Consider the following 15,221-nt stretch of genomic DNA (forward strand, 5'->3'; position numbering starts at 1 on the left):
AAACAAAAGCCCTTTATCTGACTGCCTATGTTTTTTGAATTAATTCGACTGCAATACCTGAAATCTGTCAGGTCCACAGCTTTTGCCAAAAGCCTCATGACCAATATTTTCTTGGGATTCATTATTCTACTCCTGCTAAGCTATCTGCTCTTGGCAGGTCTTTTCTTGGGAAGGATCATTGAGAATTTTGCCGAAGGTCAGGACCCTATTGCTTTTCTGAATAGCTTTCTGATCTTTTACTTTTTAACCGAGTTTCTTTATCGGTACTTTATTCAAAATTTACCAGTGGTAGATTTGGAAAGTCTCTTGCACCTTCCTGTCGGTAAGCGGAAAATCATGCATTTGTTGCTGATCCGCTCTTTTATTTCTCCGCTGAATATTATTGCATTACTGATCTTTTTGCCATTTAGCATTCAAAGCATTGCTCCCGAATTTGGTAGCATGGGTGCATTGGGATGGATAGGTTCTTTGGTGCTTACAAGCTGGATTTTGCATTGGTTTATGCTCTGGTTTAAGCAGCGCTTCGAGGATTCTACCCTTGGATTGATCATTGTGATGGCGGTTTTGGTCTTAGGTGGAGGTTCTACCTATTTGGGCTGGTATAATTTGGATGAATTGACTCAACCAATATTCGACCTGGCCGTGAATTCAATTTTACCACTGGCAGTTCTGTCTTTGGTTTTTGTTGGGAGTTATTGGCTATGCTTTCGCTATCATGTGGATAATGCCTATCTCGAGGATCTTTCTTCTGACAATGACTCTCAAGTACGAGGGCAATCGATTGGTTTTCTTTCGCGATTTGGTTTGGCAGGGGAGCTCGCCAATGTAGAATGGAAGTTGATTGTCCGGCACAAAAAGAGTAGAACTTACCTAATGCTTTCTGCTTTCTTTTTGCTCTATGGTTTGATCTTCTACACCAATCCGGCTTATGCCTCAGAGGATGGGGGTATTAGTTTCATATTCGTATTTGTTGGGGTTTTTATCACCGGGATATTTATGATTCAGTATGGTCAGTTGTTCCTCAGCTGGAATTCCGGGAGCTTTGATTTTTACCTGAACCGAAAGGATGGTGTTGAGCAATTGGTACGTGGCAAATACTTGCTTTTCATTTCTATTTCAGTGATTTGCTTTCTTGCTTCAGTCCCTTATGTCTATTTTGGTTGGCAGATTTTGCTGGTTCACATCGCGACTTTTTTATTCAATATCGGTGTATTGATTCATGTCATTATTTATCTGGCGCTTTGGAAGCCTAAGCCGATGGATTTGAATAAGGGAGCCATGTTTAATTATGAGGGAGTTGGCGCCGCGCAATGGCTGATGGTGATTCCCATGATGATCCTTCCTTATGTGATATACCTTCCATTTGCTTTGCTGATTAATGACTTCGCAGGATTGGCGGCATTGGCAATTTTTGGCTTGTTCGGCATCCTGTTTTATAAAAAATTAAGTGCGCTGAATATCCGACGCGTCTATCAAAATAAATACGAAATCTCATCTTCATTTAGACAAGAATTATGATAACTGTTACCAATCTCAAGAAACAATACAAGGAGGCTGTTGTGCTCGATGTGGAATCTTTGGAAATCCCCAAGGGAGAGTGCTTCGGACTGGTTGGCAATAATGGTGCTGGTAAGACTACGCTTTTTCGAATTATGCTTGACCTTGTAAGACCCACCTCAGGAGAGGTGTCGCTAGAGGGGCATGTAGTCAATCAAGGCGAGGAGTGGAAAAAATTCACAGGAGCCTATTTGGATGAACATATGTTGCTTTCCTACCTGACTCCGGATGAGTATTTCGAGACGCTTCGAAAGATTCACGGACTCTCTGAAGCTGATCTTCAAGTTCATCTCGAGAAGTTTGCTGAGTTATTCAATGATGAAGTCCGAGGCAAAAAGAAATACATCCGTGACCTGTCAAAAGGGAATTTGAAAAAGGTTGGGATTGCAGCTGCTTTATTGGGTAATCCGGAGGTCGTGTTCTTGGATGAGCCCTTCGAAAATCTCGATCCAAGTTCACAGATTCGGCTGAAAAAATTGATTTCTAAGGAAAAGGATGAGTTTAAGCGGACCTTTTTAATTTCTTCCCATGACCTGAATCATGTGACAGAAATCTGCGATCGGATCGTGCTATTGGAGAAGGGGAAGATCATTCGTGATCTCAGTGAGAAATCAGAAATGATGCGGGAATTGGAGGCTTATTTTGTGGGGTAGAAGGAGCCGTGATTTTTTCTGATGAAGAACTTCAAAATTATTCAACATGAAAAAATATGTACGGCATTTATTGGAAGATATTCGCAATTCGCATCGGCCAGAGGACTTCTTTGAAAAAAAAGAATCAAGTATAATAAGTGGGGAAGATGAATTAGATGGGCATTTCGCAGAAGTGGATCGATACCTGAACATAGATTCAGAACCTACTTTTTCAAGTTATTGTGGGTTGAAGAAGGAGATGTTTCCCGCCTCGGAATATTACGATCAAGTAGAGCTGCAAAAAGTTAACTTTGAATTCCAACAAATGATGCGTTCTTGGAATTTGGAAATAGATTTACCTAATAATTTTCCAGAAGCGAGAGCGTATGAATTAATGTTGGGTATTCTTGATCGTTCGGTTTTAGTTGGGAAATACGGCTTACAGCATTTTGATTTTTGTACGGGAAATCCTGAGGGGTGTGAGCTTGGTGAATATTGTCCCTGCATTGAATATTGGAAGGAAACAAAATGACTTTGTAGGAAATTAAGGCCTATGTTCCTTCAAGATTTCCATTAGAAAATCTTTAAGCCCAACTACCTCTGTTTTTTCTTTCAAATAGAATTGTTCATTGCCTGAGTAAACAACCATTTTTCGAGTTGCGCCGATATCTTCACAAGCTCTGTGAAAACCTGATGATAGTGTCGTATAGACTGATCGTTTTATTTCTACAGCCCAAATTTCTTGATTACCTTTTTCCAAAATCAAATCGATTTCGCTTTGATTGCTAGATCGGTAGTAACTAGCTTTCCATTGATTTGAAATTGAGTTGAGAATATTCTCTGCCACAAAACCTTCCCAACTAGCTCCTAGTATAGGATGGCCAAGTAATTGGTCAAAACTGTGAATACTCAGTAGACTATGTAGCAAACCAGAATCCCGGATATAAATTTTAGGAGATTTGATCAGTCTTTTTTTTGTGTTGCCCGAATAGGGTTGCAACTGTCGAATCATGAAAAAATCTTGGAGAATATCAAGATAAGTCCTTGCAGTGGTGTGACTTACTTCTAGGCTTTTTCCAATATCGCTCAGATTAGCTTGTTGACCATGGAAATGGGCGAGCATAGTCCAAAAGCGCTTCATCCGTGTAGCAGAAACCTGTGGGCCAAATAAAGGAATGTCTTTTTCCACATAAGTGGTGATAAAGTCATGTCTCCAATCCCAGCTTTCCTGGTCAGAATCAGCTAGGTAGCTATCAGGGAAACCTCCACGGTACCATAATTTTTCCGAATTAAAACCAAGCTGATCCTCTAGGTAAAGTTCTTGAAAATTAAATGGACTCAATTCCAAATAGCAGATTCTCCCAGCTAGTGACTCTGAAGACTGTTGCAATAGATCTTTTGATGCAGAACCAAGCAAAAGGAAGTGTCCTGCCTTTTCTCCAGCTCTTTTTCGGATATCTACCAAACCGCGGATAATTCGAAATAAATCAGGTTTTCGCTGCACTTCATCAATTACCAATAATTGATTATTGAACCTTCGAAGGAAGTTTTCCGGATCATCAAGCTTGGCTAAATCTGAATCTAGCTCAAGGTCAAGATAGTGGACTGGCTTTTCCAATAATGGCTTTGCAAACTCTAATGCTAGAGTGGTCTTTCCAACCTGTCGCGGACCTAGAATTACTACCACAGGCATGGCCTTTAGGCTTTGGATCAGCTTACTTTCCAGAGTTCGATGGATCATTCGGATGCTTTATTGACTTTCAGTTTGCATGAAAATTAATCAAAAATCATGTAATTTGAAAGTTTAACTTTCAAATTACATGATTTTTGACTTAAAAGTATGTAATCTGAAAGTCTATCGATAGCGGATATTTAAGCAAAAAAGGTTCTCATTTCCGAGGGCCTGTGTACCCAGGCTTGCCTACCGGAGGTAGGGCCGGAGTTCCCGATATTCGCTACGCTACATCGGAATAGACTTCTCCTCCAGTGATCCGGAAAACAAAAAAAGCCCGTTCTTTTCAGAAGGAGCTTTAAGGTGTACCAAGGCCTGCCTAACGGAGGTAGAGCTGGAGTCGAACATCCCTTCGGGATGCAGGCCGGCACGCCCGAAGGCATTGGTGTTTGATACCAATAGAATAGAATACAAACCCGATAATCATCGAGACCGTTGCCTAGGAATTAATAATCTGCTTCAAAAACTCCTTTCCAGTACCACTTTTTAGGTATTTTTCTCTGTTTCTAGCTTCTTCCCTAGTTCCAATTTTTTCTAAATAGATCATACGGAATGGAGCATAAGGTTTTGTTGATCTTCCTTTTCCAGAGTTATGTTCTTCAAATCGCCTCTCTGGATTATTGGTAATTCCCACGTAGATATAATTCTTTTCAAGACTTTTGTTGGCGTAGACAAAATATTCATCCATTTCTAAAAGTAGGCAAAAATAAAAAAGGCCCACATTTCTGTGAGCCTTTGTACCCAGAGCCGGAGTCGAACCGGCACGCCCGAAGGCATTGGTGTTTGAGACCAACGCGTCTACCAATTCCGCCATCTGGGCAGCTAATATTTCAATTTAGGCATGTTGGTGTTTGAGACCAACGCGCCTGCCTGCCGGCAAAGGCAGGTCTACCAATTCCGCCATCTGGGCAGCTAATATTTCAATTTAGGCATGTTGGTGTTTGAGACCAACGCGCCTGCCTGCCGGCAAAGGCAGGTCTACCAATTCCGCCACCTGGGCATTTCAATATTCCCCGTTGCTTTCCAAACGGGATGCAAATATGAATACAATTTTATTTTTCTCCAACCCTAGATTTCTACTTCATCCAACTTTTTTGTGCTGAAGGCCTGAGGTTTATCCGAAAAAAGGGTCTTCGTATAGCTCCAAACTGATTTAAAAAGCTCAGAATCACGGTATTCATTCAGACTTTTCTCACTATCCCAATGACTGTAGGTCATGAAAATATTTTTCTGATTTTCATCTTGCCAAAGTTCAAGATGCCGACAACCGGGAAATGAGCGAATCTTTTTCTTATTGGATTCGAAGTTTTCTAAAAAAGCAGCGACCTTTTCTTCCTGAAAGGTCATTCGTACAATTCGGATTAGCATGAGTTAGGGATTGAAATAAATGGTAACCACAGACTCAAAGCGCAAGCCAAGAAGGGAACCTGCATCTCCGTGATTAATGGCAATTTCTAGCAGTCCTAGGCTATTGAAATAGGCGAAACAGTCACCTAGGTCCACCTGTCCAAATCCAGTATGAAGGCGATCAAGCCTCTCCCTACCGATTTCGATAGTGAAATTACCCGGGTTCAATTTGTCGAATAGTTCTTTACTGATATTTGTGATAGCATTTCCATAGCGATCCACTCGGATGACATGTCCTGTGATAAATTCTCGGGTGGCCTTGGGATTGCGTGGCATGGCTTTTTTAAATTGATCCAAAGGCCCACCAAAATCATGGATGGCAGCTCCCGACGCTACTTTGGCAGCGATCGGAGCTAGGATGTCTTTTGCTGGGAAGCTACTTTCCTGCACATGGATATCTGCAAATTTGACTAGAATCCCCGGTTCTTTATCAGCCAGAAGGCTTAGAATGCCGTTGTTTGGAGCGATAAAAATATGCTCTTCCAGTTTTGCACCAATGTATCCCTGAGTCATTTCGCCGGTAGTATTGACCGCTACCAAGTGCACTGTTCCTTTCGGAAAATCTCTAAATGATGCCTTTAAAATGAAAGCAGCTTGCTCCAGATCAAATGACTTGATATGATGAGATAAGTCAATGATATTCAATTGCGGATTGATCGCCAACATTTTGGCTTTCACAGCAGGTACGTAATGATCCTGATCTCCAAAATCTGAGATGAATGTCACCAAGGCCATAGAAGCAAGTCAATTAAAATTATGTACTTTTGTTGAGAGGGCTTTGAGACAAAAATAGAATAATATCTCAGCCCCTTCAAGAATATTTAACTGATTAAAAAATTTGGTAGAAAAAGTAATCACGCTGGAAAATGTGCCCCTTGCAGAATTTTTAGGGCAAGCAAATGAAAACATCCGTCAGGTGGCGCAGGCATTTCCACAAAGCAAAATCATCTCTCGGGGCAACGAAATCCGAATTCAAGGCGGTGCTCCTGAAATCCTACGCATTAATAATCTGATCAACCTTCTTTTGGAGCACGTGGAGCGATTCGGACACCTCAGTCCTGATAAGGTGAAGGACTATCTCGATATGGAAGGGATCCCTTTCGAGCAGTCAAGCAGGGATCAGGTCATTGTATTTGGGAATAAAGGCTTGGTCATCAAGCCCAAATCCCCCAATCAGCGCAAACTTGTGGAGGCCTCTTTCAAAAATGATTTGGTCTTCGCTTTGGGACCGGCAGGTACCGGGAAAACATACATTGCTGTGGCGCTCGCTGTGAGAGCATTGAAGAACCGTGAAGTCAAACGTATAATCATTACCCGTCCTGCAGTAGAAGCTGGTGAAAATCTTGGTTTCTTACCAGGGGACTTGCAAGAAAAACTCGATCCTTACCTGCGACCCATTTATGATGCGCTTCAGGACATGGTTCCACCGGAGAAGCTTAAGTATTATCAAGAGACCCGCGTGATCGAAATCGCTCCCCTTGCATATATGCGAGGCAGGACGCTTCATGATGCCTTTGTGCTTTTGGATGAGGCGCAGAATACCACTTCTGAGCAGATTAAAATGTTTTTGACTCGAATGGGGCCCAATTCCAAGGTGATTATCACGGGGGATCAGACTCAAGTGGATTTACCAATTAGGCAAAAATCCGGTCTTCGGGAAGCACTTCGTATCCTAGATGGTGTTAAAGGTATTGGAATAGTCAATTTGAGCGGAAAAGATGTGATCCGACATAAACTTGTCAAAGCTATAATCGAAGCATACGATAAGCATCAAATCGAAAAGGAAAATTCAAGAAATGAGCCTGCTAGTAGGAAAAGTGACCGGTAAAGCCGGAAGGGATATCATTTTCAAAATTCGGGAGGAAGTATTCGTGGTGGAGCAAAAAGTGGACGCTGCTGATGAATATGATGAATTTGAAGAAACATCTACCCATTTTCTCGCGTCATTAGGAGGAAAGGCTGTAGGAACTGCTAGATGGAGGTTTACTCCCTATGGCATCAAATTGGAGCGCTTTGCTGTTCGAAAAGATGCCAGAGGAAAAGGTGTAGGGCAAGCTTTGGTCTCAGCCGTTCTAAGAGATATTATGGTTCATCCGGACGCTGCAGGCAAAAAGCGCTACCTACATGCTCAACTGGAAGCTGTTCCTCTCTATGCCAAGTTTGGTTTCAAAAAAGTAGGTGATCAATTCGAGGAATGTAATATTCTCCATTACAAAATGGAGTTAGGCTAAAAAAATAGTAATTTTGTTTTTACCATTTATTGTTTAAAATCTAGATATGAAAAATTTAACTATTCTTCTTTTAACCCTCATTTTCGGGTTTAATGCTTACAGTCAAACCGTCGTCTCCAGTAGTAGTGGCAATGCCTTTAGTGGAGATCGAACGAATGAAATCAAGCTAAATTTCGCAAATCTGATTGCCCTTGGATCGATTGAAATTGGATACGAGAAGTTTCTTTCAGAGGATACTTCACTCGATCTGCAATTGCATATCAATGATAGATTTGGGTATAATTCTCAGGCTAACGGAAAAAATTACAAAACAAATTCTGTTCAGGCTGCCATGAATTTTTACTTTGGGACCAACCCAAACGGTAGGTTCTTTCTTTACCCACTAGCGAAGATTCGGTTTGGTGAATTTGAAGAGCCTGTAGATGGCGGTATTGCAACCACCAATATGAATGCCTTTATGATTGGAGTCGGTGCCGGATTTAAGTGGGAGCTTTCAGAAAGCTTTGCATTTGGACCCTATGTCAGTATTGCTAGAGGATTTAGTAATGAGGTCGCAGATCGATTTACAAGAATAGAACTCAACGGTGGGTTTAGCCTTGGCTATCGGTTTTAAGATCTAAAAATTTCTTATGAAGCCATCCTAAGTTTTTGGGATGGCTTTTTTTTACCGTAAATTGTAGGAAAGCTTTTTGAAGATGAGGTTTTCCGATTATCCTTTTTTGAGATACCTTCTTTTTTTCTTGGCAGGAATCTGCTTGAGTTTTCTGTTTCCTTTTGGGGTTTCCAAGTTGGTTTTTTTGATTTCGATAGTACTTCTGTGGTTGATTTACTTTTTAGCAGTCCGTCAAAAGGCAAATCTTTCCATATTGACCTGGTTAGCGTATTCACAGTTGATTGTGTTGGGTTGGTTGCTCCCTTCTTTTCATCGGGAAGAGCAAAAAGAAACTGTATTGGATGGTCCTTACCTTGCCCAAGTACAAGCTTATGATCTGCAAAAGCCCAACTCCAAGGAAAATCTGCTTTTAGCCCAGTATTATTTTGATTCTTCCAAATGGATCAAAGTCAACCAGCAAATCATCATTTATCATCAATCAGCAAGCGAGTTTATCCCCGGCCAATGGGTACTCGTGTCCGATAAGCCGGAGCAGATTGAAGCTCCCAGAAACCCAAATGAATTTGACTACAAAGGCTTTCTTTTGCTAAAAGGCATCACTGCCAGACAATTTATCCCAGAGGGAAAATCACAGATTATTTCTATTGAAACTAATCGACCATTCTACTTCTTTGCTGATGATTTACGGAAAAGTCTAAGTGATCTCCTAGAGAAACACATTCCTCAGAATTCTTCTTTGCCTATTGCTAAAGCCCTACTTCTCGGTCAAAAGAACCATTTGGATCATTCTACCCGGCAGGCTTATTCTGAGTCTGGTGTTATGCATATTTTGGCAGTCTCTGGACTTCATGTTGGGATTCTGGTAGCGGTTTTGTTGTTCTTGATTCGGCCTCTGAAATTATCGGGATTGGCTCGAAAAAGCTATCTCTTAGTTCTGGTTTTGGTCATTTGGACTTACGCGACTATCACGGGTCTTTCTCCTTCAGTAGTGCGGGCATCTGTCATGTTTACCTTGATTGTGCTCGGTCAGCTTCGGGATCGCAAGCCACCCATATTTAACATTTTGGCCTTCTCGGCGATTTTAATGATTGCCGTTAACCCGGGAGTGATCACAGAAGTTGGATTCCAACTTTCCTATTTGGCAGTGGCAGGAATCATCTTGCTTCAACCACTCATCGTAAGGGTCTGGTATCCAAAAAGTCGAATTTTGGAATACCTCTGGCAGCTTGGTGCGGTCTCAATTGCGGCACAGCTCGCTACTTTTCCACTTTCAGTCTGGTATTTCCATAGTTTTCCGGTTTGGTTTCTACCAGCCAACCTGTTGGTTATTCCTATCACATTCTTAATCATGCAGGTTGGAATTCCCATGTTATTAATCGGCTGGATTCCTTTTCTGGGAAAAGCTTTGGGGTGGGTAGTCGGGAGTTTAATTCAGGTCGAACTTTGGATTTTGGAGGCCTTTCGTCTTTTGCCCTTCCGCTTAAATGAACTCACCATTCAGCCAGTCACCATGCTTTTGGTTTGGTCATTGCTGCTAGTTTGGGCGGCATGGGAGTATGTTCCAAAGAAACAGCTTGCTTTTTGGTCAGTAGCTTTATTGTTTGTTTGGGCTATGAGTGGCATGCTTCAGTTGATTTCCAATCAAAAGCCAGAAGTGGTCATCTACCGGGCAGAGGAAGGTTGGGCCATTGATTATTGGACAGGAGTAGAATTGAAATCCTATAATCAAAGTATTTCTTCGGAAGATGCAGATTATGTGATTCTTCCAAATCGTGTCAAAAGCAATTGGGGGAATGATCCTCAGGAACTTCAGGTTTTCTCAACCCAAGAAGGTGATTTATATTTCTCCGAATTGGATTTGACAATAAATGAAAAGCGAATGGTTTTGGGTCAAAAATCTCCTCAGAATATTCAAATGTGGGATTCTCAAGGATGGATTAAACATTCAGATTCCAAAAGCTTAGAGATTCCTTTTACTGCTCTTCGACTGACTTTTTGAAAAAGCCCTACACTGTCCTAACTTGTCCAAGTAAACCCAAAGAATAATGAACGATATTGTCCTTTTTGAAAAATCCAATAGGATAGGAAAAATAACCCTTAACCGCCCCGAAAAGCGAAATGCAATGAGTCCAGAATTAGTCAGTGGCCTTTTGGAAATTTTGGATCGGGTGGAGAATGAGGAGGATGTGAAGGTGGTGATTTTGGCAGCTGCAGGGAAAGCATTTTGTGCCGGGGCTGACCTCGCTTACATTCAAAAGATGCAGGACTTTACTCCCGAAGAAAACTTGGAGGACAGTATGCGGCTGATGAGCCTGTTTGATCGGATTTATAATTTCCCCAAGCCCATTATAGCCGCTGTGCAAGGGCATGCTTTGGCAGGTGGCTGTGGTTTGGTGACAGTTTGTGATTTTGCTTTCGCAGTGCCTGAGGCACTTTTTGGCTACACGGAAGTTCGAATCGGCTTTATTCCTGCCTTGGTTTCTGTATTCCTTCAGGAGCAGATTGGTGCCGCCAAAACTCAGGAATTACTCCTTTCTGGTGATTTGATTTCTGCGCAAAAGGCAGCTAATCTTGGCCTTATCACCGAACTCGCTGAGTCAGATCAACTGATGGAAACGGTTACCGAATTTGCGGAAAAGCTAGTGGAAAAGAATTCTGCGAACTCTATGCGGGCAACCAAACTTTTGCTGCGAAATATTCATCGGGAGGAACGCGAACAAAAATTGCTGCTCGCTGCAAAAATGAATGCAGAGTCCCGCTCGCATCAGGACTGTAAGGACGGAATTGCTGCTTTTTTGAATAAAGAAACCCCAAACTGGTAATTGGAAAAGCAGGCCAAAGATATCTTAAAGCAGGTTTTTGGGCACGATGATTTTCGTCCGGTCCAAAAGCAAGTGATCCTGTCTGTTTTGGATGGGAAAGATACTTTTGCGCTCATGCCTACTGGCGGAGGGAAGTCTCTCTGCTACCAAATTCCGGCTCTTGTACAGGAGGGGATTTGTCTGGTCATTAGCCCTTTGATTGCTTTGATGAAGGATCAAGTCGATCAACTCAAAAGTAAGGGGATTTTGGCTCAAGCCATCTATTCAGGAATGAGCTATCGGGAAATAGACCGAGTATTAGATAATTGCGTGCACGGGAATTATAAATTCCTCTATGTGTCTCCCGAGCGTCTCAAATCGGAGCTTTTTTTGGAGCGATTCAAGCAAATGCCCGTCAATCTGATTGCCGTCGATGAAGCTCATTGTATTTCACAGTGGGGCTATGATTTTCGGCCACCATATTTGGAGATTGCTGAGATTAAGCCCTTTCATCCGAATGTGCCGATCTTGGCATTGACTGCATCTGCTACCCCCCAAGTCGTGGAGGATATCCAGGAAAAGCTGGAAATGAAAAACCCGGTGATTTTCCGACAGAGTTTTGCCCGTGAAAATCTAGGATACCATGTTCGCATGGTTGAAAACAAGCTCGTCAAAGCGAAGGAAATCCTTAGCCGTATTCCTGGTTCAGCAATTTGGTATGTTCGTAATCGGCAGGCTACGCAGGATATTGCCAAGGCTTTGGGCCAATTGGGAATTTCTGCAACGTACTACCATGCCGGAATGTCCATGGCAGACCGCTCTAAGCGTCAGCAAGAATGGATGAAGGGGAATGTTCGGGTGATGGTTGCCACCAATGCCTTTGGGATGGGGATTGACAAGCCGGATGTCCGGATCGTTTTGCATTCGGATGCACCTGAAAATATCGAAAGCTACTATCAGGAGGCTGGAAGAGCAGGAAGAGATGGCAAGCCGGCCTATGCGGTTTTGCTTTGCAGCGAGGAGAATCTTGAAAAACTGATGGAGCGGGCGGCCCTGGTCTATCCTCCCATTGAATTTGTCAAGCGGGTTTACCAGTCCCTGGCAAATTATTTTCAGATCGCGGTGGGAAGTAATATGCTCAGCAGCTTCGATTTTGAGTGGGGAGAGTTCGCTAAAACGTATAACCTTGGTGTGCTGGAAACTTTTTATGCCTTGAAAGTTCTCGAAGAGGAAGGTTTTATCGGAATGAATGAAAGCTTTTTTAGCCCTTCAAAAATTCATTTTCTGGTCAATCCCAAGCAACTGTATGAGTTTCAGATTTCCCAGGCAAAGCTAGATCCATTGATCAAAATCTTGCTTCGAACCTATGGGGGAAATCTGTTTTCAGAGTACATCAAAATTCAGGAATCGAAGCTCTCTAAGCTGCTGGAAACTTCCGAAAGCCAAGTTGTCAAATCGCTTGAGAAGATGGCCCAAATGGATATCATTGACTATGAAAAGCGCAAGGACAAGCCGCAAATCACCTTTTTGACAGGGCGATACGATGCGGGAAAATTGCCGTTGAATGTAAAACGAATAGACCTTCGAAGAGAGTTGACACTGGAAAAGGCTAAAAGTATGGTCATGTATGCTCATCAAAATCTTCTTTGTCGGACACAATTTATCCAGGAGTATTTCGGAGAAGAAACTGATAAAAAATGTGGAATTTGTGACTGGTGTATCCAACTTTCCAAGTACCCCGAGCAGGAAGAAAGGAACCTGAAAGCCTGGCTGTTCGAAACTTTGAGGCAGCATGGAGAGTTAAAAGAGAGTCTATTACAAAGTCACCTCAGCAGCAAAAAGTCTGAGATTCTTGCCCAATTGGTACGAAGACTTACAGATGAAGGCCAACTTCAAGTGACATCCCAAGGGAATCTTAAACTATCCATCAATGAATAATTTCTTCGATGATCTATTTGGCAAAATCTTTAAAAACCCAGCCAAATCACCTGTCAAGCATAAGGAAAACTATGCGGTCAAGGAGGCTGACTTGGAAGAGATCGATCGGTGGATAGAAACCGAAGAAGCAGCTGGCCTTTTTGATAAGGTGTATAGAAGCTATCATCTCAAGCGAACAGGGATCAACGAGAGCCCTCAGGTACATCTTTTTCAGTCTCCCTATGCGAATGGCTTTGCTGTCACCTTTGAGCCTCCATTTACAGCAGAAACTTTTTCTAAACTTTTCTTGGCTTTCTCCCGACGCATCCTAGCTTTGGGGTATAAGCAGGTGAGCTTGGACCGGAAAATGGAAGAAATCAATAATCAGGTTCGAGTTACCGAAAAGTTTTACTTGAAGCCTCCGCTTCAAGCTCCCGTAGAGAATGAGTTGATTTCTCAGCTCTTCGGCAATGTAAGCATCGAGAAAATAAGTGTGGACAATAAGCCCAGCTACCTAAAACTCTTAGTCACGGTCTATTCTGATCGCCTATATCAAAATGCCAAACCTTTTGATCAGATGATGGACCGATTATTCGAAACACAACATGGATAGAACGATATTAAAAAACCAGCTGGAAACCTACAGAACTCCATACGAGGAGGAATCGGCATTTGTCAAGGATTTTGCAGAATTGACTTTGGATCCTTTGGCCTATAAGCGGGAGCGATTGGCAGGGCATTTCACGGCTTCATCTTGGATTGTCAATAAGGATCGGACACATACGCTATTAACACTTCATCGAAAACTCGGGCGCTGGCTGCAGCTGGGAGGGCACGCAGACGGAAATGAGAATCTCTTCGAGGTAGCTCTCAAGGAAGCTGGAGAGGAAAGCGGGCTTAAAAACCTTATGCTCGTCGAAGAACGAATTTTTGATTTGGACAAACACATCATTCCTGAGCGTCCTCACGTTCCCGAGCATTTTCATTACGACGTACGGTTTCTGATTGAGGCAGATATCGATGAGCCGCTACAGATGAGTGATGAAAGTATTTCATTGGCTTGGTTTAGCTTTGATGCGGTGGCTGATATGATTGGATATAACCCATCCATCCTTCGCATGCTAGAGAAAACCAGCAAATCCGAGATTCTACTGTAACCCAAAAGCGATCTTTCCCCTTGGAAAATTTTCAATTCTCCGTTCCTATTCAGGTTCGTTTTTCGGACATAGATGGCTACATGCACGTCAATAATGGGATCTTCTTCAATTATTTCGAGCATGCCCGTGCCCAATACCTTTACGAGAAATGCGACTGGAACATCATGGAGATCGGTACTGTAGTGGCCCGAATTGAGCTCGATTATGTAAAGCCCATCCATTTGGATGACAAAGTCCAGGCTTGGGTCAGTTGTACCCGTGTGGGGAATTCATCATTTGATTTGGAGCATGTTTTAGCCAGTGAAGATCAATCTACCATTTTTGCAAAATGTAAAACTGTCATGGTCTCTGTGTCCATGAAAAATATGAAGCCAGTTCCGATTCCAGCCGAACATAGAGCTATTTTGGAATCTGACCTGCACAAGAGCGCCTGATTACCTATCTTTGCGCCAAAATCATTTGAATCGTGAGAAAAATCTGGATAGTTGCATTATTGCTAATTGGTTTCACTGCTTGTTCGCCTAGTGAGGAGGAGCTGATGAAAGCGGGAATAGAGAAAATGGATTCTCAGGAATGGGAAGGAGCTATTTCCCTTTTCGACCGAGTATTGGATCAAAACCCTTCTCAAGGACAAGCATTGAACGCTAAAGGCGTGGCGCTTTTCCAACTGGAAAAATACAAAGAAGCGATTCCTGTTTTTTCTCAGGGAATTGAGGCAGATTCCGCCAGTTACAAGCCATGGTTCAACCGTGGAAATGCCCATTTTGAGTTGGGGAATTTCAAGGAAGCAATCTCCGATTACAACATGGCTAATCGCCTGGATCCTGCCCAAACTGATATTTACTATAATCGTGGCGTTGCTTTGCTGAGCAATGAATCCTATGAAGACGCTATTTTGGATTTTGATATGGCGCTTCAAACCAACCCCAATCAGGCCTTAGTTCACTTCAACAAAGGAAAAGCGCAAATGGGTAACAATGACCCGGTAGGTGCACTAGAGTCCCTGACCAATGCGGTAAACCTTGATCCCAAAAACGGAGCGGCCTATTATCTTTTGGGCGTCACTCGTTTGAGTGCACTCAACCAAAAGAATGAAGGTTGTGCGGATCTGAAAATGGCCTTTTCTCTAGGCTATCAAGAGGCTGAAACCTGGATCAACGATTTCTGTGATTGA

At 42.6% G+C, this 15,221-nt stretch carries 18 protein-coding genes and 1 tRNA gene; 13 read left to right on the top strand and 6 right to left on the bottom strand.

Translation table 11 applies throughout. The annotated features are described in order from the left end of the window. Nucleotides 1-27 precede the first annotated feature (27 nt). The 3 genes from G457_RS0103685 to G457_RS0103695 are packed head-to-tail and all read left to right on the top strand — an operon-like array spanning nucleotide 28 to nucleotide 2,721. Nucleotides 28-1,518 carry a DUF5687 family protein gene (locus G457_RS0103685; RefSeq protein WP_026945255.1) on the top strand — a complete coding sequence of 497 codons (1,491 nt, stop codon included), beginning with the start codon at nucleotides 28-30 and terminating at the stop codon, nucleotides 1,516-1,518. Further along, nucleotides 1,515-2,210, top strand: a complete 696-nt coding sequence (locus G457_RS0103690; protein ID WP_026945256.1) for an ABC transporter ATP-binding protein — start codon at nucleotides 1,515-1,517, stop codon at nucleotides 2,208-2,210. The genes G457_RS0103685 and G457_RS0103690 overlap by 4 nt, the downstream gene beginning before the upstream one ends. Nucleotides 2,211-2,256: 46 nt before the next feature. Further along, nucleotides 2,257-2,721, top strand: a complete 465-nt coding sequence (locus tag G457_RS0103695) for a hypothetical protein (protein ID WP_026945257.1) — start codon at nucleotides 2,257-2,259, stop codon at nucleotides 2,719-2,721. A gap of 12 nt (nucleotides 2,722-2,733) precedes the next feature. Here the strand turns inward: G457_RS0103695 and G457_RS0103700 are convergent, their stop codons facing one another. The 6 genes from G457_RS0103700 to G457_RS0103720 form a co-directional block, all read right to left on the bottom strand. Beyond that, a complete protein-coding gene (locus tag G457_RS0103700; protein WP_026945258.1) occupies nucleotides 2,734-3,930 on the bottom strand; it encodes an ATP-binding protein in 1,197 nt (398 codons plus the stop codon). 219 nt (nucleotides 3,931-4,149) lie between these two features. Beyond that, a complete protein-coding gene (locus G457_RS22730; RefSeq protein WP_155847075.1) occupies nucleotides 4,150-4,335 on the bottom strand; it encodes a hypothetical protein in 186 nt (61 codons plus the stop codon). Nucleotides 4,336-4,360: 25 nt separating this feature from the next. Beyond that, on the bottom strand, nucleotides 4,361-4,609 hold the full coding sequence (locus G457_RS0103705; RefSeq protein WP_026945259.1) for a GIY-YIG nuclease family protein: 249 nt from the start codon (nucleotides 4,607-4,609) through the stop codon (nucleotides 4,361-4,363). Nucleotides 4,610-4,659: 50 nt separating this feature from the next. Next, nucleotides 4,660-4,741 (bottom strand) — tRNA-Leu (locus G457_RS0103710). A gap of 248 nt (nucleotides 4,742-4,989) precedes the next feature. Continuing rightward, entirely contained in the window at nucleotides 4,990-5,289 is a 300-nt protein-coding gene (locus tag G457_RS0103715; RefSeq protein WP_026945260.1) for a putative quinol monooxygenase, read from the bottom strand. A 3-nt stretch (nucleotides 5,290-5,292) separates the two neighbouring features. Then, nucleotides 5,293-6,063, bottom strand: coding sequence for an SAM hydrolase/SAM-dependent halogenase family protein (locus tag G457_RS0103720; RefSeq protein ID WP_026945261.1), 771 nt, complete (start codon nucleotides 6,061-6,063; stop codon nucleotides 5,293-5,295). Nucleotides 6,064-6,166: 103 nt separating this feature from the next. Here G457_RS0103720 and G457_RS0103725 point away from each other — a divergent pair, with 103 nt between their 5' ends. From G457_RS0103725 to G457_RS0103770, 10 genes are all read left to right on the top strand, one after another. Then, on the top strand, nucleotides 6,167-7,156 hold the full coding sequence (locus tag G457_RS0103725) for a PhoH family protein (RefSeq protein ID WP_026945262.1): 990 nt from the start codon (nucleotides 6,167-6,169) through the stop codon (nucleotides 7,154-7,156). Further along, nucleotides 7,125-7,559, top strand: coding sequence for a GNAT family N-acetyltransferase (locus G457_RS0103730; protein WP_026945263.1), 435 nt, complete (start codon nucleotides 7,125-7,127; stop codon nucleotides 7,557-7,559). The genes G457_RS0103725 and G457_RS0103730 overlap by 32 nt, the downstream gene beginning before the upstream one ends. 46 nt (nucleotides 7,560-7,605) lie before the next feature. Continuing rightward, on the top strand, nucleotides 7,606-8,172 hold the full coding sequence (locus G457_RS0103735) for a DUF3575 domain-containing protein (RefSeq protein ID WP_026945264.1): 567 nt from the start codon (nucleotides 7,606-7,608) through the stop codon (nucleotides 8,170-8,172). Nucleotides 8,173-8,254: 82 nt separating this feature from the next. Continuing rightward, entirely contained in the window at nucleotides 8,255-10,171 is a 1,917-nt protein-coding gene (locus G457_RS0103740) for a ComEC/Rec2 family competence protein (protein WP_026945265.1), read from the top strand. Nucleotides 10,172-10,217: 46 nt separating this feature from the next. Then, nucleotides 10,218-10,994, top strand: coding sequence for an enoyl-CoA hydratase/isomerase family protein (locus G457_RS0103745; RefSeq protein WP_026945266.1), 777 nt, complete (start codon nucleotides 10,218-10,220; stop codon nucleotides 10,992-10,994). After that, on the top strand, nucleotides 10,995-12,911 hold the full coding sequence (locus tag G457_RS0103750) for a RecQ family ATP-dependent DNA helicase (protein WP_026945267.1): 1,917 nt from the start codon (nucleotides 10,995-10,997) through the stop codon (nucleotides 12,909-12,911). Next, nucleotides 12,904-13,503: a hypothetical protein gene (locus tag G457_RS0103755; RefSeq protein WP_026945268.1), complete on the top strand. Its 600-nt coding sequence runs from the start codon at nucleotides 12,904-12,906 to the stop codon at nucleotides 13,501-13,503. The genes G457_RS0103750 and G457_RS0103755 overlap by 8 nt, the downstream gene beginning before the upstream one ends. After that, nucleotides 13,496-14,047 (top strand): NUDIX hydrolase, encoded by a 552-nt coding sequence (locus tag G457_RS0103760; protein ID WP_026945269.1) that lies wholly within the window; start codon nucleotides 13,496-13,498, stop codon nucleotides 14,045-14,047. Before G457_RS0103755 ends, G457_RS0103760 begins: the two co-directional genes overlap by 8 nt. Nucleotides 14,048-14,067: 20 nt before the next feature. Then, nucleotides 14,068-14,481, top strand: a complete 414-nt coding sequence (locus tag G457_RS0103765; protein WP_035483095.1) for an acyl-CoA thioesterase — start codon at nucleotides 14,068-14,070, stop codon at nucleotides 14,479-14,481. A gap of 32 nt (nucleotides 14,482-14,513) precedes the next feature. Next, on the top strand, nucleotides 14,514-15,221 hold the full coding sequence (locus G457_RS0103770; RefSeq protein WP_035483097.1) for a tetratricopeptide repeat protein: 708 nt from the start codon (nucleotides 14,514-14,516) through the stop codon (nucleotides 15,219-15,221).

The organism is Algoriphagus marincola DSM 16067 (assembly GCF_000429405.1).
GTDB classification, from domain to species: domain Bacteria; phylum Bacteroidota; class Bacteroidia; order Cytophagales; family Cyclobacteriaceae; genus Algoriphagus; species Algoriphagus marincola.